This window comes from Agrobacterium sp. (assembly GCF_032092815.1).
Classification (GTDB): domain Bacteria; phylum Pseudomonadota; class Alphaproteobacteria; order Rhizobiales; family Rhizobiaceae; genus Agrobacterium.
In genome coordinates this window covers 1-17,474 of the sequence record NZ_DAMDBP010000016.1, presented here as the reverse complement: position 1 = coordinate 17,474, position 17,474 = coordinate 1, and the positions used below count along the sequence as shown (strand labels likewise).

The window sequence follows — 17,474 nt, the reverse complement described above, 5'->3', positions numbered from 1 at the left end:
GGTAAAGCCCGGTCGTCGTGCTCCCGGCCTTCATGGTGGCGAAGTGATGCTGTGTTTTTTGATTTCCTCTGGCAATCAGATGGGTTATGGGAAGCCATGACCATCAAACCACTTATCATTCTTCCTGACCCCTTGCTCAGACAGGTTTCCACGCCGGTCGAACAGGTGGATTCGCAAATCATTCAGCTTGCCGATGACATGCTGGAAACCATGTATGACGCACCCGGTATTGGCCTTGCTGCCATCCAGATCGGCGTTGCCCGTCGTATGCTGGTGATCGATGTGTCCCGCGAAGATGAAGAGAACAAACCGATTGTCTTCATCAATCCGGAAATCGTCAAAACCTCGGACGAGCTTTCGACCTATGAGGAAGGTTGCCTTTCCATTCCCGACTATTACGCGGAAGTGGAACGCCCCGCTGCACTGACGGTCAATTATGTCGACCGGACTGGCAAACAGCAGACGCTTGAAGCGGACGGTCTGCTGGCAACCTGCCTGCAACACGAGATCGACCATCTGAACGGCGTGCTTTTTATCGACCATATTTCGCGCCTGAAGCGCGACATGGTCATCAAGAAATTCACCAAGATCGCCAAGGCGAAAGCCTGATCCTGCCTGTGCCGGTTCAACACACCGGCACGGCATCACCAGATCAGTGAAATCAGGGAGGCGACCATGTCTCTTCGCATCATCTTTATGGGAACACCGGAATTTTCGGTGGCAACCTTGCGGGCTCTGGTGGAGGCCGGTCATCAGGTGGTGGCCGTCTACAGCCAGCCACCGCGCCCAGGCGGCCGGCGTGGTCTGGATCTTCAAAAATCACCGGTGCATCAGGCAGCTGAGTTGCTTGGTATTCCGGTATTGACACCTGTTAATTTCAAGGCCGAGGAAGACAGACAGCAATTCCGTTCATTCGATGCGGATGTTGCCGTTGTTGTCGCCTATGGCCTGCTGTTGCCGGAAGCCATTCTGACCGGCACCCGGCTGGGCTGCTATAACGGTCATGCCTCGCTTCTGCCGCGCTGGCGCGGCGCTGCCCCCATCCAGCGTGCCATCATGGCTGGCGATAAAGAAACCGGCATGATGGTCATGAAGATGGATAAGGGACTGGATACCGGTCCAGTCGCTCTTACGGTGAAAGTGCCGATCGGTGAAAACATGACAGCGGGCCAGTTGCATGACGCGCTGATGTTTGCCGGCGCACGCGCGATGGCAGAGGCGATGAACAAGCTGGAAGCCGATGATCTGCCGCTCGAAGAACAGGCGCAGGACGGTGTGCTTTACGCCGCCAAGATCGACAAGGCGGAAGCCCGCATTGATTTTTCGCGCCCAGCGCAGGATGTGCATAACGGCATCCGTGGCCTTGCACCCTTTCCCGGCGCTTGGTTCGAGACCGAAATTTCCGGCAAGCTGGAACGTGTGAAGGTTCTCGAAACGACGCTGGACAGCGGCAGTGGCGTTGCGGGTACCATTCTGGACAATCAGTTGCTTGTTGCCTGCGCAGAGGGTGCTATCCGTCTGCAGCGGTTGCAAAAGGCAGGTGGAAAGCCGCTTGCCGCAGCAGATTTTCTGCGCGGCACTGCGCTCCCTGAAGGCACAAGGCTCACCTGATGCCACGTTACCGCATGACGGTTGAATATGACGGCACGGCCTTTGTCGGATGGCAAAGGCAGGAAAAAGATCGCTCCGTTCAATCCGCCATTGAAGACGCTATTTTATCTCTGACGGGCGAAACCGTGTCGATCCGTGGCTCTGGCCGTACGGATTCCGGCGTCCATGCCATGGGGCAGGTCATCCATGCCGATCTGTCGCGTGAATGGGAGCCCTATAAGCTCAGAAATGCCCTGAATGCCCATATCGCGATGGCTGGCGACATGGTCTCAATTCTGGATGTTCTGCCGGTCACCGAAGATTTTGATGCGCGTTTTTCGGCGGTTCGTCGGCACTATCTCTACCGCATCATCTCGCGCAAATCGCGGCTTGCGCTGGAGCATAAACGCGCTTGGTGGGTGCCGAAGGATCTCGATCACAATGCCATGCATGCGGCAGCCCAGATGCTGGTCGGTCGCCATGATTTTACGACATTTCGGTCTGCGCACTGTCAGGCCAACAGTCCCGTGCGCACGCTTAACAGGCTCGATGTAACCCGCAATGGCGAACTCATCGAAATCCGGGCATCGGCGCAAAGTTTCCTGCACAATCAGATCCGCTCCTTTGCCGGCACACTCAAACTGGCGGGGGAAGGCACCATGACCCCGCAGGACGTGCGCGCAGCACTTGAAGCCAAGGACAGGAAAGCCTGCGGGCCGGTCGCACCACCCGAAGGGCTTTACTTCATGCAGGTGGATTATCCCGACATTATCCCGCCACGCCAAAGTCGGGTGGAGATGACCCGTGACGGTGACGATCTTTCCTGACCCAGCTCCAAAAGCAGGGCGACACCGTTATCAAGCAGGATGGCCAGCGGTGTAGGTAAAAGGATAAGCTTATCCCGGATAGACGCCGAGGAAACGCTGCAGAAGCTCCGACAGCAGCATGCCGGGGATAAGCAGGGTCATGACAGCCGTGGAGATCAATAGTGGCTGTTTGCCCAGTACAAGGGCAAGGATACGTGACAACGACCAGACCAGCGACAGAAGCAGCGAAAACCACAACAGCGCAATAAAACCCTGCAAGCCAGGCAGGGCGACGGCAATCAGCACCAGAATGGTGGACGCATAGGAATAGGGCAGGTTCAGCCAGTTGACCACGGTGACAACGGCCGGGAATTTCTCCCGCACACCGGACAGCAGCATCAGGCAACCGATCAGGACTAGCGGAACAACCCAGCAGATCGCCTCAACCAGTGCCAGTCGCAGATAATAGGAAAATCCCGTCGCGCTTTCGGGGCCTTGCGCCACCGTGAAAGCCCGCTGCCACCACATCCAGGACAAGATGAGTGCAGGCAGGCTCCAGATGGCCGAAAAGAAGGATCGCAACATGCCGCGATCGGACAGGTCAAGATAGCTCTGCCCCTTGGGGTCTCCGCAAAACATCAGCCAGAGACCATGCAGGTAATAGCGGACCTCGCTAAGAAGCGGCATTGGCAAACCAGCGCTCAATAAAGGTTTCGTATATGCGGGTGAGTGTTTCAAGGTCCGCAACAGCAACACGCTCATCGACCATGTGCATGGTCTGGCCGACAAGACCAAACTCCACCACCGGGCAATAATCCTTGATAAAACGTGCGTCTGAGGTGCCGCCTGTCGTGGAAAGCTTCGGTTCCTTGCCGGTTACCTCTGCCACCGCACCAGACAGCGAGGAGATCAGCGCATTGTTGCGGGTAATGAACACGTGGCTTGGCCGGTCAGCCCAGACGATATCGTAACGAGCAGGCGCACGGTCGGGTCGCAGCGCGCCATTGGCCGCTGCCGTCTCCAGACGACGCACGATCTCCGCCTTCACACTGTCTGCAGTCCATGTGTCATTGAAGCGGATGTTGAATGACGCGGTCGCTTTGGCCGGAATGACGTTGGTCGCCGTGTTGCCGGTATCGATTGTCGTCACTTCCAGATTGGACGGCTGGAAATTGTCCGTGCCATTGTCGAATGGCGGGTCCATCAACGCATGGGTCAATTGCAAAAGACCGCGCAGCGGATTGTCTGCCAGATGCGGATAGGCCGCATGGCCCTGTACACCGTGCACGGTAACGCGTCCGGACAGCGATCCGCGGCGACCGATCTTGATCATGTCGCCCAAGACGTCAGGGTTGGTTGGTTCGCCAACCACGCAGGCATCCCAGGTCTCTCCCTTGGCAGCAGCCCATTCCAGAAGTTTGGAGGTGCCGTTGATGGAAGGGCCTTCCTCATCACCGGTGATCAGGAAAGAAACGGAGCCCTTCGGGGCGCCGTTCTTTTCGATGTAACGGGCAATCGCCGCTGCAAAACAGGCAATGCCACCCTTCATGTCCACCGCACCGCGTCCGTACATTTCACCACCGGCAATGTCGGCGGAAAAGGGCGGGTGGCTCCATGCAGCCTCATCGCCAACCGGCACAACGTCGGTATGACCCGCAAACATCAGATGCGGGCCATCAGTGCCGATACGGGCATAAAGGTTTTCCACGTCAGGCGTTCCCGCCTCCGTCGCTGTCATGCGCTCCACCTTGAAGCCAAGCGGCGTCAAAAGGGTGTCCAGCAAAGTCAGTGCGCCGCCTTCCGCCGGGGTGACGGACGGGCAACGGATCAGGGCAGCGAGATTGGAAACGGGATCGGTCACGGACATGTCTTGCACTTTCACTCAGTCACGCAGCAGTTCATTGATGCCGGTCTTGGAGCGGGTCTTTTCATCGACGCGCTTGACGATCACTGCGCAATAAAGGCTTGGGCCTGGCTCACCATTCGGGAAAGGTTTGCCCGGCATGGTGCCGGATACGACGACCGAGTATGGCGGAATTTCACCATAGGTGATTTCGCCAGTGGCGCGGTCCACGATACGGGTGGACTTGCCGATGTAAACGCCCATGCCAAGCACGGCGCCTTCGCGGACGATGCAGCCTTCAACCACTTCGGAGCGCGCACCGATGAAGCAATTGTCTTCGATGATGGTTGGGCCAGCCTGCAGTGGCTCGAGAACACCACCAATGCCGACGCCGCCGGACAGGTGAACATTCTTGCCGATCTGGGCGCAGGAACCAACGGTTGCCCAGGTGTCAACCATCGTGCCTTCATCGACATAAGCGCCGAGATTGACGAAGGACGGCATCAGGACGACGTTCTTGGCCACATAAGCGGAATGACGCACGACAGCATTTGGAACAGCGCGGAAACCGGCTTCGCGAAACTGGCTTTCGCCCCAGTTTTCAAACTTGGAAGGCACCTTGTCCCACCAGACCGAAGCACCAGGGCCGCCCTTGATGACGCCCATGTCATTGAGTCGGAACGACAACAATACGGCCTTCTTGAGCCACTGGTTGACCTTCCACGAACCGTCTGCCTGCTTTTCAGCTACGCGCGCTTTACCGCCATCCAGAAGATTGAGCGATGTTTCGACCGCATCACGGATTTCACCAGTTGTCGAAATCGAAACGGTGTCGCGATTGTCGAATGCGGTTTCAATGATGCGCTCAAGCGAAGCGAGATCGGTGCTGCTCATGAGAATTCCTTAAACTTCGTTGACTATCGTTGCAGACGGGAGAGCCCGGGCAATGTTCGGGAAATGCTCTACAGCATTGGTCCGGGAATCGGAATGAATTTTTGGTCTGTCGGGCAGATGGCTTCAAAAAAACACGATGGCCTATACCTTGCATGGTGACATGCGGGTGATCGCAAGATTGAGAATGGCGCCAAGCTGTTGGCGTAGGTGAAGGAAAGGCAATGCAATGGCAAAAGTAAAAAACGGTAAGCTGCGTCGGAAAGATGGCGTTTGGGACCCTCTGAAAAGCAGTTCCGTGGATCGCGACCAGGCGGAAGTCATCCCCAAGACTGCGCAGTCGGCGTCGCCATCCTACCGCCTTGCCTTTGTCGATACGGATTTCCTGTGCAGTGAAGAATTGCGTCCGGTTCGTTTGCAGCTTGAACTTCTCAAGACCGAAATGGTGTTGACCGAACGTGGCATCAAATCAACCGTGGTGATGTTTGGCGGTGCACGCATTCCTGCCCCTGGCATGCCGGCATGGGCAGCCAAGAATGAAACCCAGAAGACCAATCTGGAAGCAGCGTCGGTCTATTATGATGAGGCCCGCAAATTTGCGCGCATTTGCGCGCAAGAGGCTGAAAAATATGACCACCGCGAATATGTGGTGGTCACGGGCGGTGGTCCGGGTGTGATGGAAGCCGGAAATCGCGGGGCTTCTGACATTGGGGCGCCTTCAATCGGGCTTAACATTCTGCTGCCACACGAGCAGGCGCCCAATGAATACGTCACGCCGGATCTCAGCTTCAACTTTCACTATTTTGCCATTCGCAAGATGCACTTCCTGATGCGCGCCAAGGCAATTGTCATTTTCCCAGGCGGGTTCGGCACGCTGGATGAGCTTTTTGAATCCATAACACTGATCCAGACCAAACGTATGGCCCGCATCCCGGTCGTGCTTTTTGGGGAGAAGTTCTGGAATTCGATCATCAATTTCCAAGCACTGGCAGACTTCGGTACCATTGCTCCGGAAGACATGGAACTTCTGCATTTTGCAGAAACGGCAGAACAGGCTTGGGATATCGTTGCGTCATTTTATGAGCCGGAAACCGTGTAACGGCGGATCGTTACTTCTGTCACAATAGTACAACCTAGAATAAACGGCCTCCATTTTAGGGTGTAGGCCGTTTATTTTTTCAAAGACGCGCTTCTATTTATAATAATTTTAGGAAAAATCGAATAATTCAGAATTGTCGCGATTGATGCGATCCGTCTGCGCGGAACAGACCCTCCATGATGGAGATCCCCTTATTCGTTAGCCATTGTGCCGGGTTGCCGAAACTCGCGCGTTTTATTTGAGGCAATGATGTTCAAAATCAAGATCAGGTCGCTTTCGACCAAGCTGATTCTTGCTACAGGCGGCGCTATCGCAACGGTTCTCGTTGCATCCAATTCGTTCCTTATTCTGCAAACCAGCGAACGTGTACATGCCCTGACGATGGAGCAGGCCAACACGGAAGCGCGCGCTATCGCCAACACGATCTCTGCAGATGTCGGAGAAATGGCAAGTGCAGCGCGCTCCATGGCCGGCGTTATCGGACGTGCCCATGAGGGCAAGTCGATGGATCGCCCCGGCATCGTCAACATTCTGAAAGCCAATGTCGAGCAAAACGCCTTTGCCTTCGGAAGCTGGTTCTGCGAGCAGATCGGTCTGTTCGATGGCCAGACAACCGAACTGGCTGGCAAGACGGAGCTTGGCATGAATGCCAACGGTGCTTTTGCACCTTACTGGTCGAAGACCCAGACCAACGACATCCAGTTCTCGACCTTCAACAATGATTATGCGGCCGAATGGTATTCGCTAGCGGCCAAGACCGGTAAAGGCGCCATCACCCAGCCTTATCTGGCGGAAGGTACGCAGGTTCCCACCACCATGACGTCGCTTGCTTATCCCGTGATGTCTGGCGGCAAGATGATTGGTGTGGCGGGCGTTGATATCTCGCTGGCATCGCTGTCGACCAAATTGCAAGCCATCCATCCTTTCGGAACCGGGCGGGTGACGCTGATATCACAGGGCGGACAATGGCTGGTGCCGCCCTCTGCTGATCTCAACATGAAGGCCTATGGCGACAATGGCGCAGAGACCGTCAAGACAGCCATCTCCAACGGCACTGGCGGGCTGATTGAAAATCTCGGCATGGACACCGACACGCCGTTCAACCGTCTGGTCTATCCATTTGCGGTTCCCGGCCTCAATGCAACCTGGGTCGTGCTTGTCGATATTCCTCACAGCGCTCTCAACGCCCCGGTCAATGAACAGACCTTCCTGATGGTTCTCGGTGCTCTGGTCATTCTGGCCGCCGTTATTGCCACCTTGTATTTCGCTGTCCGCTTCTTTGTGCGCAATCCGCTGGCCGCACTGGTCAAGGATGTGAAGACCCTGGAGCAGGGTCAATATGACCATACGGTTTCCGGCCAGCAAAGGCTGGATGAAACCGGTGATGTGGCCAAGGCTCTGGAAGGTTTCCGTGTCAAACTGGCTGATTCCTTGCGTATTCAGCAGGACGCCGAACACCAGCGTAGCGCAGCGGAAATTGAGCGCAATCGCTCAGAGGCCGAGCGCAACGAAAATGGTCGCGTGCAGATGCATATCGTTTCGGTGCTTGGAAGCGGCCTCAACGAATTGTCGATGGGCAATCTCGCCTACCGTATCCAGGATGAATTCCCGGGCGACTATGCCAAGCTGAAGACGGACTTCAACTCTGCCCTGACAAGCCTTGAAGAAACAATGATGACGGTCAACACGACAGTGTTCAGCATCGGCAATGGCACGGGTGAAATTACCCGCGCTGCCAGCGATCTGTCGCACCGCACGGAACAGCAGGCGGCAAGTCTTGAAGAAACCGCTGCCGCCCTCAACGAGTTGACGGCACAGGTCAATTCCAGTGCTGAAAATGCCCAGCGCGCAGCTGAAACCGTCAATCACGCTTGTGATGATGCCGGAAAATCCGGTGATGTCGTCAAGCTGGCCGTCAATTCAATGAACGGCATTGCACAGTCGTCGCAGGAAATTTCCCGTATCATCAGCGTGATCGATGAAATTGCCTTCCAGACCAATCTGCTGGCACTGAATGCTGGTGTGGAAGCTGCCCGTGCCGGTGAGGCCGGGAAGGGCTTCGCGGTGGTTGCGCAGGAAGTGCGTGAACTGGCGCAGCGCTCTGCAACGGCCGCCAAGGAAATCAAGGCGCTCATCAACACTTCGTCCACGCAGGTGCATGAGGGCGTTGATCTCGTCGGTCGTGCCGGTGAGACGATGGAGCGTATCTCTGCGCAGGTCATGGAAATCAACGGCCTGATCCGTCAGATCTCCGCCTCTGCCAGCGAGCAGGCGGTTGGCCTCAAGGAAATCAACTCTGCGGTCAACCAGATGGATCAGGTGACTCAGCAGAACGCTGCGATGGTTGAAGAAACAACCGCTGCCAGCGTGACGTTGAATGGCGAAGCCGATACGCTGAAAACGCTGGTGGCGAAGTTCGCGGTCTCCGGCAATGCCGGCCATCCGTTGCACGCTGTCGCAAGCACTATGCGTTCCGCTGCGGCGACTGCACCGTCACATCAGGTGAAAAGAACTCCAGTTGCAGCACAAGCGCCAGCGCGTGCCGTGCCGCGCGTGTCGGGTGCCAATGCACTGGCGGAAGCGGACTGGACCGAGTTTTGAGCCGGGTCTGAGCAAACCAGCGAAGGTTTACCAAACAAGAAAGCCACCGGCGCAATCCGGTGGCTTTTTCATGTGTGTCTTTTTGACGTCAGGACCGCATCAGAGGCGGGCGAAACGCTCTGTCAGAAGCGCAAAGAAACCGTCCGCATCAACGCCGCCCATCACAAGAGCATTGCGCTTGCGATCCGTCACGTGCCACCAGTCGACAACGGTCGCACCGATCGTCAGCTCAGACGTGACTTCGATTTCGACATTGCACTCCCGGCCGGTAAAAAGCTCGGGCTTGATCAGATAGGCAATAACCGACGGGTCATGCAGCGGGCCGCCATCCGAGCCGTATTTCTCGACATCGAAACGCTCGAAGAATTCCAGCATGCCAACCATGGCAAGTGCCGGACGGGTGCCGATATCACGGATCTTGGCCACGCGTTCCTTGGTCGTCAGCAGCTTGTGCGTGACATCCAGCGGCATCATGACAATAGGGATACCGGAACGGAACACGATATCGGCGGCTTGCGGATCCACATAGATGTTGAATTCTGCGGCGGGCGTAATGTTGCCGCCTTCAAAATAACCGCCGCCCATCATCACCAGTTCCTTGACGCGCGGGGCGATCTCAGGTGCCTTGTTGAGGGCCGTGGCAATGTTGGTCAGCGCACCGAGCGTACACAGCGTCACCGTACCGGCAGGCTCGCGCATGATGGTTTCGATGATGAAGTCGACCGCATGCTGTGGCTGTACCGGCATGGTCGGTTCGGCAAACTCCGCACCATCGAGACCTGTGCTGCCGTGCACATGTTCTGCGGTGATCGGTTCGCGAACCAGCGGACGATCAGCGCCCTCGTAAACGGGCACATCGGTGCGGTTGCACAATTCGCAGATAATGCGGACATTGCGGCTGGTCAGTCGAAGCGGCACGTTGCCGGCAACAGCCGTCAGGCCCAGGACTTCGAGTTCAGGGCTGGCCAGTGCCAGCATGATGGCGGCAGCGTCGTCCTGGCCAGGGTCTGTATCGATAATGATTTTTCTGCGTTCGGTCATGATGCGCCTGCAATTGAGTGAGGTGGTTCTTTTCGACCCTTCACAAGGACATTGTCAAGTTGGGGTATCAGAAGATGCAGATGTGCCCACCAGACGTCTTGCGAGACAGGCCGTTTATTCCCATATGATTGGCTGCGGGTGCCGATTGCCGGGTTCGCGACACGTCGCTTGGGTAAAACAAGGGCATAAGATGAGCCGTATGACACCTTTTGGGAACCCGATGGTGCTGGGTTTCGATGCTATGGAGAAAACCCTTGAGCGCATGATCAAGGGCAACGACGGTTATCCCCCCTACAACATAGAGCGATTGCGTGGCGACGACGACAAACACGATGTCCTGCGCATCACCATTGCTGTCGCCGGTTTTTCGGAAGAGGAACTGGATGTTACGACGGTTGAAAACCAGCTGATCATCCGTGGGCGCCAGCAGGAGCAGGAAAAACGCGACTTTCTGTATCGTGGTATCGCTGCGCGGCAATTCCAGCGTGTTTTCGTGCTGTCCGATGGCATGAAGGTGGGGGAGGCACGGCTTCGAAACGGCCTGCTTTCAATCGATCTGGTTCGCCCGGAAATTTCCAACATGGTGAAGAAAATTAACATTTCCGTTTCACAGTAGGACGTAACGCACCGCAACCTGACAAAAAGGGAACTGAGTGCGAGGGTCTTGGCGGGACTGCACAAGCGTTCATGAGAACGTAAGGTTCCGAAGGGCGTTGGTGACAGCGTCCGCAAATGTGGAGGCATAAAATGCTTTTGAAGGATGCGCATGCGCGCCTGACACAGTCACAGCTTGCTCACATCGGAGCAGGTGAGGTGGGTTACATAAGGCGCATGCGCGCCGAGGAAATCAGCCGTTGTTTTCCTGAAGCACCTGATGTTGATCCACAGCTCGATCTTTGGGCCCTGTTCGGCGCCGACGGTACGCCGATCCTGTTGACCGACAATCGCTCCAGCACTTTTTTCAAGGCCGCGGAAGATCACCTGAAAACTGTCAGTCTGCACTGATATCCGTTTCAGGCACTGTCCCTCAGTTTCGTCTCATGCCATGCCCGCCAGGCACCAACCCGGCGGGCTTTGTTTTTAAATCAGGTCAGTTCAGGGGAATGGGCGATCCGGCATATCATCAATGCTGATAACGCCATCCTTGTTGCGGTCCAGTCGCTCAAACAGCTTGGCACTGGCCTCAGTGACCTCCGTTTTGCTGAGCTGACCGTTTTCATCCTTGTCGGCCATGCGGATCAGCCTGAAGCCGCCACCCTTGCCGCCATGTCGGCCTTCACCCCAACCCTTTGCAGCATGGCGACCCTCACCGTGACGACGGTCATCGTTCTTGGCGTGGTCTTCACGGTCTTTGTCCTTGGGACCTTCGGCATTTTCGCGTTCAGGGCGCGGGTTGTTGGCGCGGAACTCCTCGAATTTGGCGTTGCGGTACTCACGCATTTCCTTAGGTGTGATCGAGCCGTCCTTGTCCTTGTCGATTTCCGCAAACAGGCCTTCCTGACGCGCATCGAATTCGGCCTTGGAAACCTTGCCGTCCTTGTCTGTATCAGCCACCTTCAGCAGATGGATGAACAGTGCCTCGCGTGGCATTGGCGGATGGCGGTCTCTTGGCGCCGCGAAACTGGCCACGGATGTGCTGCCGAGAATAAGTGCTGCACCAAGAGCGGTGAGGGTGATCTTTTTTGTGGTCATCGCTAGTACCTTTCCTTTGGTGTCCCTGACGGAAAAGGTAATGCCGCATGGCGTGTTGCACCACTTAAACATCTGTAATGTGAGTGAAGGTTTTGTAATGTTTGCAGAAGGCTAGCCGCTTTTTTTAAAGCGGCTTTTTCGTTTCCGTCAAATGGGTCAGGAAGCTCGTGAGATCGTCGGTGATGTAATCGATGTGAGCATCCGTTTCACCCGGGATTTCCCAACGCTCCATGATGACACCTTCAAGATTGCGTGGAACCAGCAATACGGTTTTCATGCCCAGCGCCTTCGGCGCAGTGAGGTTGCGCGGCAGATCTTCAAACATCGCCGCCTTGTTTGTGTCGAGTTTGGCAAGAGCTGCGAATTTTTCGTAGGTCGCTGTGGCGGGTTTCGGCAGATAATCTGCCGCGACAATATCAAAAATATCCTCGAAATTGTCGAGAATGCCCAGCGCGCCCGCGGCGGCCTGTGCGTGTTTGACGCTGCCATTGGTCAAAATGAACTTGCGACCCGGAAGCGACTTGATCGCCTCACCAAGCTCCGGATGTGGCAATAGCGGCGAATAATCGATGGCATGGGCTTTTTCGAGAAAGTCATTGGGATCGATACCGTAATGGATCATCAATCCCTGCAAGGTCGTGCCATGCTCGTGGTAATAGCGTTTTTGCAACGCGCGGGCTTCATCCTGCTCCAGTTGCAGCAGTTCCGACACGTAGGCGGTCATGTTGCGATCAATCTGCGCAAACAGATTGATGTGATGCGGGTAAAGTGTGTTGTCGAGATCAAACACCCAGTCATGAACGTGGTCGAAATCGGCGTGCTGCGGAACGTTGTGTGGCTTTGTCATTCGAACCTTATGCCATGGCGACGTAAGGGAGAAAACAGATTTATTCCCTACCATTGGCAAGAGGAATGACGGTGTGATACGGCCATCTCATGGAACTCTGGATCGGCATTACCCTCGTCAGCGCATTTCTTCAAAATTTGCGCTCGACCTTGCAAAAATATTTGAAGGGCAAGATGGGCACGACGGGTGCGACCTTCGTGCGCTTTGGATTCGGCATGCCTTTTGCGGTCTTTTATCTGCTTCTGCTGCATTTCGGTTTCGAACGGGTCTTGCCGCTCCCGAATGCTGGTTTCATCAAATGGGCGCTGGTCGGGGCTGTTGCGCAGATTGCCGCGACCTTCCTGCTGGTTCACCTATTTTCGTTTCGTAATTTTGCTGTCGGAACGGCTTATTCCCGGACCGAGCCGGCTCAGGCTGCTCTTATCGCGCTGATCTTTATTGGCGAAAGCATCAACGCTGGAACCGTGCTGGCGATTGCCATATCGATGGCCGGCGTGATGATGATTTCGGTGGCCCGTACCGAAGTGACGCCGCTGGCAATCCTCAAGTCAGTGATCAGCCCCACAGCCTTGATCGGGCTTGGCTCCGGTGCGTTGTTTGGCCTGTCTTCGGTTGCTTATCGTTCGGCATCGCTTGCTCTCACCGACAGCCTTCCTGCACCTGACGCGCTTATTCAGGCCAGTTATACACTGGTCTTTGTCATCCTTGTGCAGTGCTTCACCATGTTTGCTTGGATATGGTGGAAAGAACGTGGCGAGCTTGCCCATATCGCCAAGGCTTGGAAACCATCGCTCATTGTCGGTTTTGTTGGCGCAACGGCGTCCTTCGGCTGGTTTACCGCCATGACCCTGCAACAGGCGGCTGTGGTGAAAGCACTGGCGCAGGTGGAGATGCTGTTTGCCTTTGCCTCAAGCGTGCTGTTTTTCAAGGAACGGCTCAATCGCCTTGAGCTCGGCGGCTGCCTGTTGATCGTGCTCGGCGTGCTTGCTCTGCTTCTGTTCAAATAAAAAGGGTGCAGCGAGGTTTTTCGCTACACCCTTTAAACGTCAGATTTGTTCAGATCAGGGAACGATCAGCGTGCCTGCACCTTCGGTGAAGATTTCCAGCAGAACCGAGTGGGCGGTCTTGCCGTTGAGAATGACAACGCCCTGAACACCGGCCTTGATCGCGTCAATGCAGGTTTCGACCTTGGGGATCATGCCACCGGAAATCGTGCCGTCCTTGATCAGCGCGCGGGCCTGCGACACCGTCAGTTCCTTGATGAGTTCCTTGTTCTTGTCCAGAACGCCTTCAACGTCGGTGAGGAAGAGCAGGCGGGTGGCGTGCAGCGCACCAGCGATCGCACCGGCAAAGGTGTCGGCGTTGATGTTGTAGGTCGCGCCATCGCGGCCCGGTGCAACAGGGGCGATAACCGGGATCATTTCGGATTTGGCAAGCAGGTCGAGAAGTGTGCGGTCGACTTCCACCACCTCGCCAACGAAACCGAGGTCGAGAACGCGCTCAATGTTGCTGTCAGGATCAACAACCGTCTTTTTCGCCTTTTCGGCAAAGACCATGTTGCCGTCCTTGCCGCACAGGCCTATCGCCCATTCGCCGGTCTGGTTGATCAGGGCAACAATTTCCTTGTTGATGGATCCAGCTAGAACCATCTCGACGATTTCGACCGTCTTGGCGTCAGTGACACGCAAACCGTTTTCGAACTTCGATTCAATGCCCATCTTGGCGAGCATTGCGCCGATCTGCGGGCCGCCGCCATGCACAACGATCGGGTTGATACCGGACTGCTTGAGAAGCGCGATGTCTTCGGCGAAAGCCTTGCCCAGTGCAGGGTCGCCCATGGCATGGCCGCCATATTTCACGACGATGGTTTTATTTTCGTATTTCTGCATGAAGGGCAGGGCTTGCGCCAGAAGCCGTGCTTGCATTTCGCTTTCAGAACTTGCCATGGAAAAACCCTCGTCGTTGGTTGCGGCCTTTTAGCGCAAGTTTTTGACGGAGGGAATAATCTCAATCGCTTAATGTGTGCGGTCTGGCTGAAAACGATAAATTCCAGATTGGTGTGGTTTCATGGTGATTGACACATCGAAGGAATAGGCACAGCTTGATTTGGAAGGACGTATCGCGCGGGAGGCGCGACGGACAACAAAATCGGTGACAGGGAGCGGACGGCAGATGAGTATGCCGGACAGCAACAAACAAAGCGGCATGAAGGACGAAATCCTGGCAGGCGAATATGTGCTGGGCGCATTGCCTCGGGATGTTCATGAGCAATTGACGCTACGCATCCGGCAAGACCGGTCCTTTGCGCTGATGGTCAGCCGCTGGCAGGCAAATCTGCAGCAGGTCGCTTTTGAGGAGCAGGTCAGCCATTCAGCCTATGCAGGCCGGCTGCAGCCTCAGTCAAAACCCAATATGGCTGCCATGCAGGCGCGTCACCACGCGGCGGACAAAAGGCCGGTGCTGAAAGCTCTGTGGAATTCTGCAGGATTTTGGCGTGTCGTGGCCTTCACTGCGGTGCTTTTTGCGCTTGCCCTGTCATTCACGCATTGAATGACAGGAGAGAGCAATAACCGCGGGTATTAGACGTAACCGACGGTGCGCGTGATTTCGGCACGCAATTCATCAAGTCCAGAGGACTTTTCAGATGAGGTGGCCAGCACTTCCGGATAAGCGGCAGGGTGCTTGCGGATTTTCTCCAGCGTTTCGCCAATCAGACGAGGCACACCGGCTTCCTTGATCTTGTCGGTCTTTGTCAGAACCAGCTGATAGGAAATCGCCGCCTTGTCGAGCAAGGTGAACACTTCGTCGTCGTTTTTCTTCACGCCGTGGCGGGAATCGATCAACACGTAAACGCGCTTCAGCGTCGCACGGCCACGCAGATAATCAAACACCAGCTTGGTCCAGGCATCCACCTGTTCCTTTGGCGCCTGCGCGTAGCCGTAACCGGGCATATCGACCAGCGCCATCGGCGGCAGGTCGTTTTCCTGGCCGGAATAACCATCCGGAACGAAGTAGTTCAGTTCCTGCGTGCGGCCCGGCGTATTCGACGTGCGGGCCAGTCCCTTGTGACCGACCAGCGCATTGATAAGCGAGGACTTACCGACGTTGGAGCGGCCGGCAAATGCGATTTCCGGCGGCCCCTCAGGCGGCAGGAACTTCATGGCGGGCACGCCGCGAATGAAGATCCATGGCCGTCCGAAAAGCGGCTTATCCTGAGCAGAACCGGTCGTCATTTCGGTTCGGCCGATTTGCGTTTGAACAAGCCCTTGAGATTGTCAAACAGCTCAATCTTTGCACCGTGACGCTTCATGATGAGCGCCTGCTGGCTGATCGACAGGGTGTTGTTCCATGCCCAGTAGATAACCAGACCGGCCGGGAAGGATGCGAGCATGAACGTGAAGATCAACGGCATCCAGGTAAAGATCATGGCCTGTGTTGGATCTGGCGGGGTTGGGTTCATGCGCATCTGCAGGAACATGGTAATGCCCATCACGATCGGCCACACGCCAATCATCAGGAAGTGCGGAACGTCGTAAGGCAACACACCGAACAGGTTGAACAGCGAGGTTGGATCTGGCGCAGAAAGATCGTGGATCCAGCCGAAGAACGGCGCGTGGCGCATTTCGATGGTGACGTAGATGACCTTGTAGAGCGCGAAGAACACCGGAATCTGCAACAGCATCGGCCAGCAACCGGCTACCGGGTTGATCTTTTCTTCCTTGTAGAGCGCCATCATCGCCTGCTGCAATGCCATACGGTCATCGCCATGCTTGGCTTTCAGCTCTTCCATCTTCGGCTGCATGCGCTTCATGTTGGCCATGGAGGCGTACTGCTTGCTGGCCAGTGGGAAGAACAGCGCCTTCACGACGATGGTCGTCATCAGGATGGCAACGCCGAAGTTACCAAAATAACGGAAGAAGAAGTCCATCATTTTGAACATTGGCTTGGTAATGAAGTAGAACCAGCCCCAGTCGATCATCAGGTCGAAGCGTGGGATGGACAGCGATGTTTCGTAGTTGTCGACCAGCGGAACTTCCTTGGCGCCAGCAAAAACCAGGCTCTTGAATTCCATGGACTGGCCAGGGGCAACTGTCATCGCATCGGTGCGGTAGTCAGCCTGATACCGTGGCTGGCCATCGGTGAAGTGCGAGTAACGACCTTCGAAAGGAACGGTCTGCGGCGGAACGATCGCTGCGGCCCAGTACTTGTCGGTGATGCCAAGCCAGCCACCAGTGCCCTTCGGCAGTGTCAGTGCGCCTTCTTCGGCTTTCTTGTAGGTTTCTTCGGTCAGGCTGGCATCAGGGCCAGTCACACCGATGAAGCCTTCATGAATAACAAATACGGACGGCGTCGTCGGCTTGTTGTTGCGTGTCACGCGGCCATAGGTGGAGAAGGACACAGCTTCCTGGCCCGGATTCTCAACCTTGTCGGTCACTGTGATCATGTAGTGTTCGTCAATCGAAATGGTGCGGTTGAAAACCACGCCCTTCTCGTTGGTGAAGGTCAGGGTAACCGGTGTCGTCTCGGTCAGTTTGTCACCGGAGGCAACAGTCCACACGGTCGACGGGCCAGGTACGGTGCCGGCACCCTCGCCAGCAATGTAGCCAAGCTCGGTGAAGTAGCCATCCTTGCTGTCCGATGGAGAAAACAGCGTGATGATCGGGCTCGAGTCATCAACGGTCTCATGGTAGTCCTTGAGGCGGATGTCATCGAGGCGTGCGCCGGTCAGATTGATCGATCCGGCAACTGCGCTGGTGTCGATTGTGACGCGCTGCGACTTCGCCAGAGATTCTTCACGGGTTGCGGTGGCGGCAGGCTGACCTGCTGCACCTGGAAGGGTACCATTGACAGCAGCACCTTCGGTCGAGGCGGCGGCGCCACTGGCTGCCTGCGTCTGCTCGACCTGTGCCTTGCGCGCTTCTTCAGCCAGACGTTGCTGTTCTATGCGCGGGTTCATGTAAAGGAATTGCCAGGCAAGGACGATGACAACCGAAAGGGCTATCGCGATGAAGTAATTGCGGTTCTTTTCCATCATTCTTTCCTGGAGCGGGTCTCCTGGGACCG

18 protein-coding genes are annotated in these 17,474 nt (G+C 56.0%); 9 read left to right on the top strand and 9 right to left on the bottom strand.

What is annotated here, in order from left to right; all coding sequences use genetic code 11:
- Positions 1–96 precede the first annotated feature (96 nt).
- The 3 genes from def to truA all read left to right on the top strand — a co-directional run bounded on the left by def (position 97) and on the right by truA (position 2,417).
- Positions 97–609: a peptide deformylase gene (def, locus tag RT613_RS11745; protein WP_313615537.1), complete on the top strand. Its 513-nt coding sequence runs from the start codon at positions 97–99 to the stop codon at positions 607–609.
- Between the two features lie 66 nt (positions 610–675).
- On the top strand, positions 676–1,611 hold the full coding sequence (fmt, locus tag RT613_RS11740; RefSeq protein ID WP_313615535.1) for a methionyl-tRNA formyltransferase: 936 nt from the start codon (positions 676–678) through the stop codon (positions 1,609–1,611).
- A complete protein-coding gene (gene truA / locus RT613_RS11735) occupies positions 1,611–2,417 on the top strand; it encodes a tRNA pseudouridine(38-40) synthase TruA (protein WP_313615534.1) in 807 nt (268 codons plus the stop codon). Before fmt ends, truA begins: the two co-directional genes overlap by 1 nt.
- Before the next feature lie 69 nt (positions 2,418–2,486).
- Here the strand turns inward: truA and RT613_RS11730 are convergent, their stop codons facing one another.
- Genes RT613_RS11730 through dapD form a run of 3 tightly spaced genes read right to left on the bottom strand, consistent with a single transcriptional unit; the run spans position 2,487 to position 5,133 of the window.
- Positions 2,487–3,083, bottom strand: coding sequence for a hypothetical protein (locus tag RT613_RS11730; protein WP_313615532.1), 597 nt, complete (start codon positions 3,081–3,083; stop codon positions 2,487–2,489).
- Positions 3,070–4,263 carry a succinyl-diaminopimelate desuccinylase gene (gene dapE, locus RT613_RS11725; RefSeq protein ID WP_313615530.1) on the bottom strand — a complete coding sequence of 398 codons (1,194 nt, stop codon included), beginning with the start codon at positions 4,261–4,263 and terminating at the stop codon, positions 3,070–3,072. The genes RT613_RS11730 and dapE overlap by 14 nt, the downstream gene beginning before the upstream one ends.
- A gap of 15 nt (positions 4,264–4,278) precedes the next feature.
- A complete protein-coding gene (gene dapD / locus RT613_RS11720; protein WP_313615528.1) occupies positions 4,279–5,133 on the bottom strand; it encodes a 2,3,4,5-tetrahydropyridine-2,6-dicarboxylate N-succinyltransferase in 855 nt (284 codons plus the stop codon).
- Between the two features lie 226 nt (positions 5,134–5,359).
- Between dapD and RT613_RS11715 the strand changes: the two genes are divergently transcribed.
- Together RT613_RS11715 and RT613_RS11710 are read left to right on the top strand one after the other, a co-directional pair.
- Positions 5,360–6,229, top strand: a complete 870-nt coding sequence (locus RT613_RS11715) for an LOG family protein (protein WP_313615526.1) — start codon at positions 5,360–5,362, stop codon at positions 6,227–6,229.
- Between the two features lie 249 nt (positions 6,230–6,478).
- Positions 6,479–8,830, top strand: a complete 2,352-nt coding sequence (locus RT613_RS11710) for a methyl-accepting chemotaxis protein (RefSeq protein WP_313615524.1) — start codon at positions 6,479–6,481, stop codon at positions 8,828–8,830.
- Positions 8,831–8,929: 99 nt separating this feature from the next.
- On the opposite strand, the gene RT613_RS11705 is transcribed toward RT613_RS11710, so the two are convergent.
- Positions 8,930–9,871, bottom strand: a complete 942-nt coding sequence (locus RT613_RS11705; RefSeq protein WP_313615523.1) for a nucleoside hydrolase — start codon at positions 9,869–9,871, stop codon at positions 8,930–8,932.
- 190 nt (positions 9,872–10,061) lie between these two features.
- Here RT613_RS11705 and RT613_RS11700 point away from each other — a divergent pair, with 190 nt between their 5' ends.
- Both RT613_RS11700 and RT613_RS11695 read left to right on the top strand, forming a co-directional pair.
- Positions 10,062–10,487 (top strand): Hsp20 family protein, encoded by a 426-nt coding sequence (locus RT613_RS11700; protein WP_313615521.1) that lies wholly within the window; start codon positions 10,062–10,064, stop codon positions 10,485–10,487.
- A 131-nt stretch (positions 10,488–10,618) separates the two neighbouring features.
- The gene (locus RT613_RS11695) at positions 10,619–10,876 is read left to right on the top strand and encodes a DUF1150 family protein (RefSeq protein WP_313615519.1); all 258 of its coding nucleotides are present in this window, start codon (positions 10,619–10,621) and stop codon (positions 10,874–10,876) included.
- A gap of 90 nt (positions 10,877–10,966) precedes the next feature.
- On the opposite strand, the gene RT613_RS11690 is transcribed toward RT613_RS11695, so the two are convergent.
- Complete coding sequence (locus RT613_RS11690) at positions 10,967–11,563, bottom strand: EF-hand domain-containing protein (protein WP_313615517.1); 597 nt, start codon at positions 11,561–11,563, stop codon at positions 10,967–10,969.
- Positions 11,564–11,687: 124 nt separating this feature from the next.
- Positions 11,688–12,410 (bottom strand): pyrimidine 5'-nucleotidase, encoded by a 723-nt coding sequence (locus RT613_RS11685; protein WP_313615515.1) that lies wholly within the window; start codon positions 12,408–12,410, stop codon positions 11,688–11,690.
- 89 nt (positions 12,411–12,499) lie between these two features.
- Here RT613_RS11685 and RT613_RS11680 point away from each other — a divergent pair, with 89 nt between their 5' ends.
- Positions 12,500–13,417 carry a DMT family transporter gene (locus RT613_RS11680; protein ID WP_313615513.1) on the top strand — a complete coding sequence of 306 codons (918 nt, stop codon included), beginning with the start codon at positions 12,500–12,502 and terminating at the stop codon, positions 13,415–13,417.
- Between the two features lie 54 nt (positions 13,418–13,471).
- Here the strand turns inward: RT613_RS11680 and argB are convergent, their stop codons facing one another.
- Positions 13,472–14,356: an acetylglutamate kinase gene (argB, locus tag RT613_RS11675; protein ID WP_313615511.1), complete on the bottom strand. Its 885-nt coding sequence runs from the start codon at positions 14,354–14,356 to the stop codon at positions 13,472–13,474.
- 226 nt (positions 14,357–14,582) lie between these two features.
- Between argB and RT613_RS11670 the strand changes: the two genes are divergently transcribed.
- Entirely contained in the window at positions 14,583–14,960 is a 378-nt protein-coding gene (locus RT613_RS11670) for a hypothetical protein (RefSeq protein ID WP_313615509.1), read from the top strand.
- Between the two features lie 29 nt (positions 14,961–14,989).
- Here RT613_RS11670 and yihA read toward each other — a convergent pair whose 3' ends face one another.
- Positions 14,990–15,643, bottom strand: coding sequence for a ribosome biogenesis GTP-binding protein YihA/YsxC (gene yihA / locus RT613_RS11665; RefSeq protein WP_313615507.1), 654 nt, complete (start codon positions 15,641–15,643; stop codon positions 14,990–14,992).
- On the bottom strand, positions 15,640–17,442 hold the full coding sequence (gene yidC / locus RT613_RS11660; RefSeq protein WP_313615505.1) for a membrane protein insertase YidC: 1,803 nt from the start codon (positions 17,440–17,442) through the stop codon (positions 15,640–15,642). The genes yihA and yidC overlap by 4 nt, the downstream gene beginning before the upstream one ends.
- Positions 17,443–17,474: the final 32 nt, after the last annotated feature.

Excerpts from the sequence above, each read along its gene's own strand:
- def (WP_313615537.1), top strand. The coding sequence starts at position 97 with ATGACCATCAAACCACTTATCATTCTTCCTGACCCCTTGCTCAGACAG.
- fmt (WP_313615535.1), top strand. The coding sequence starts at position 676 with ATGTCTCTTCGCATCATCTTTATGGGAACACCGGAATTTTCGGTGGCA.
- truA (WP_313615534.1), top strand. The coding sequence starts at position 1,611 with ATGCCACGTTACCGCATGACGGTTGAATATGACGGCACGGCCTTTGTC.
- RT613_RS11730 (WP_313615532.1), bottom strand. The coding sequence starts at position 3,083 with ATGCCGCTTCTTAGCGAGGTCCGCTATTACCTGCATGGTCTCTGGCTG.
- dapE (WP_313615530.1), bottom strand. The coding sequence starts at position 4,263 with ATGTCCGTGACCGATCCCGTTTCCAATCTCGCTGCCCTGATCCGTTGC.
- dapD (WP_313615528.1), bottom strand. The coding sequence starts at position 5,133 with ATGAGCAGCACCGATCTCGCTTCGCTTGAGCGCATCATTGAAACCGCA.
- RT613_RS11715 (WP_313615526.1), top strand. The coding sequence starts at position 5,360 with ATGGCAAAAGTAAAAAACGGTAAGCTGCGTCGGAAAGATGGCGTTTGG.
- RT613_RS11710 (WP_313615524.1), top strand. The coding sequence starts at position 6,479 with ATGTTCAAAATCAAGATCAGGTCGCTTTCGACCAAGCTGATTCTTGCT.
- RT613_RS11705 (WP_313615523.1), bottom strand. The coding sequence starts at position 9,871 with ATGACCGAACGCAGAAAAATCATTATCGATACAGACCCTGGCCAGGAC.
- RT613_RS11700 (WP_313615521.1), top strand. The coding sequence starts at position 10,062 with ATGAGCCGTATGACACCTTTTGGGAACCCGATGGTGCTGGGTTTCGAT.
- RT613_RS11695 (WP_313615519.1), top strand. The coding sequence starts at position 10,619 with ATGCTTTTGAAGGATGCGCATGCGCGCCTGACACAGTCACAGCTTGCT.
- RT613_RS11690 (WP_313615517.1), bottom strand. The coding sequence starts at position 11,563 with ATGACCACAAAAAAGATCACCCTCACCGCTCTTGGTGCAGCACTTATT.
- RT613_RS11685 (WP_313615515.1), bottom strand. The coding sequence starts at position 12,410 with ATGACAAAGCCACACAACGTTCCGCAGCACGCCGATTTCGACCACGTT.
- RT613_RS11680 (WP_313615513.1), top strand. The coding sequence starts at position 12,500 with ATGGAACTCTGGATCGGCATTACCCTCGTCAGCGCATTTCTTCAAAAT.
- argB (WP_313615511.1), bottom strand. The coding sequence starts at position 14,356 with ATGGCAAGTTCTGAAAGCGAAATGCAAGCACGGCTTCTGGCGCAAGCC.
- RT613_RS11670 (WP_313615509.1), top strand. The coding sequence starts at position 14,583 with ATGAGTATGCCGGACAGCAACAAACAAAGCGGCATGAAGGACGAAATC.
- yihA (WP_313615507.1), bottom strand. The coding sequence starts at position 15,643 with ATGACGACCGGTTCTGCTCAGGATAAGCCGCTTTTCGGACGGCCATGG.
- yidC (WP_313615505.1), bottom strand. The coding sequence starts at position 17,442 with ATGGAAAAGAACCGCAATTACTTCATCGCGATAGCCCTTTCGGTTGTC.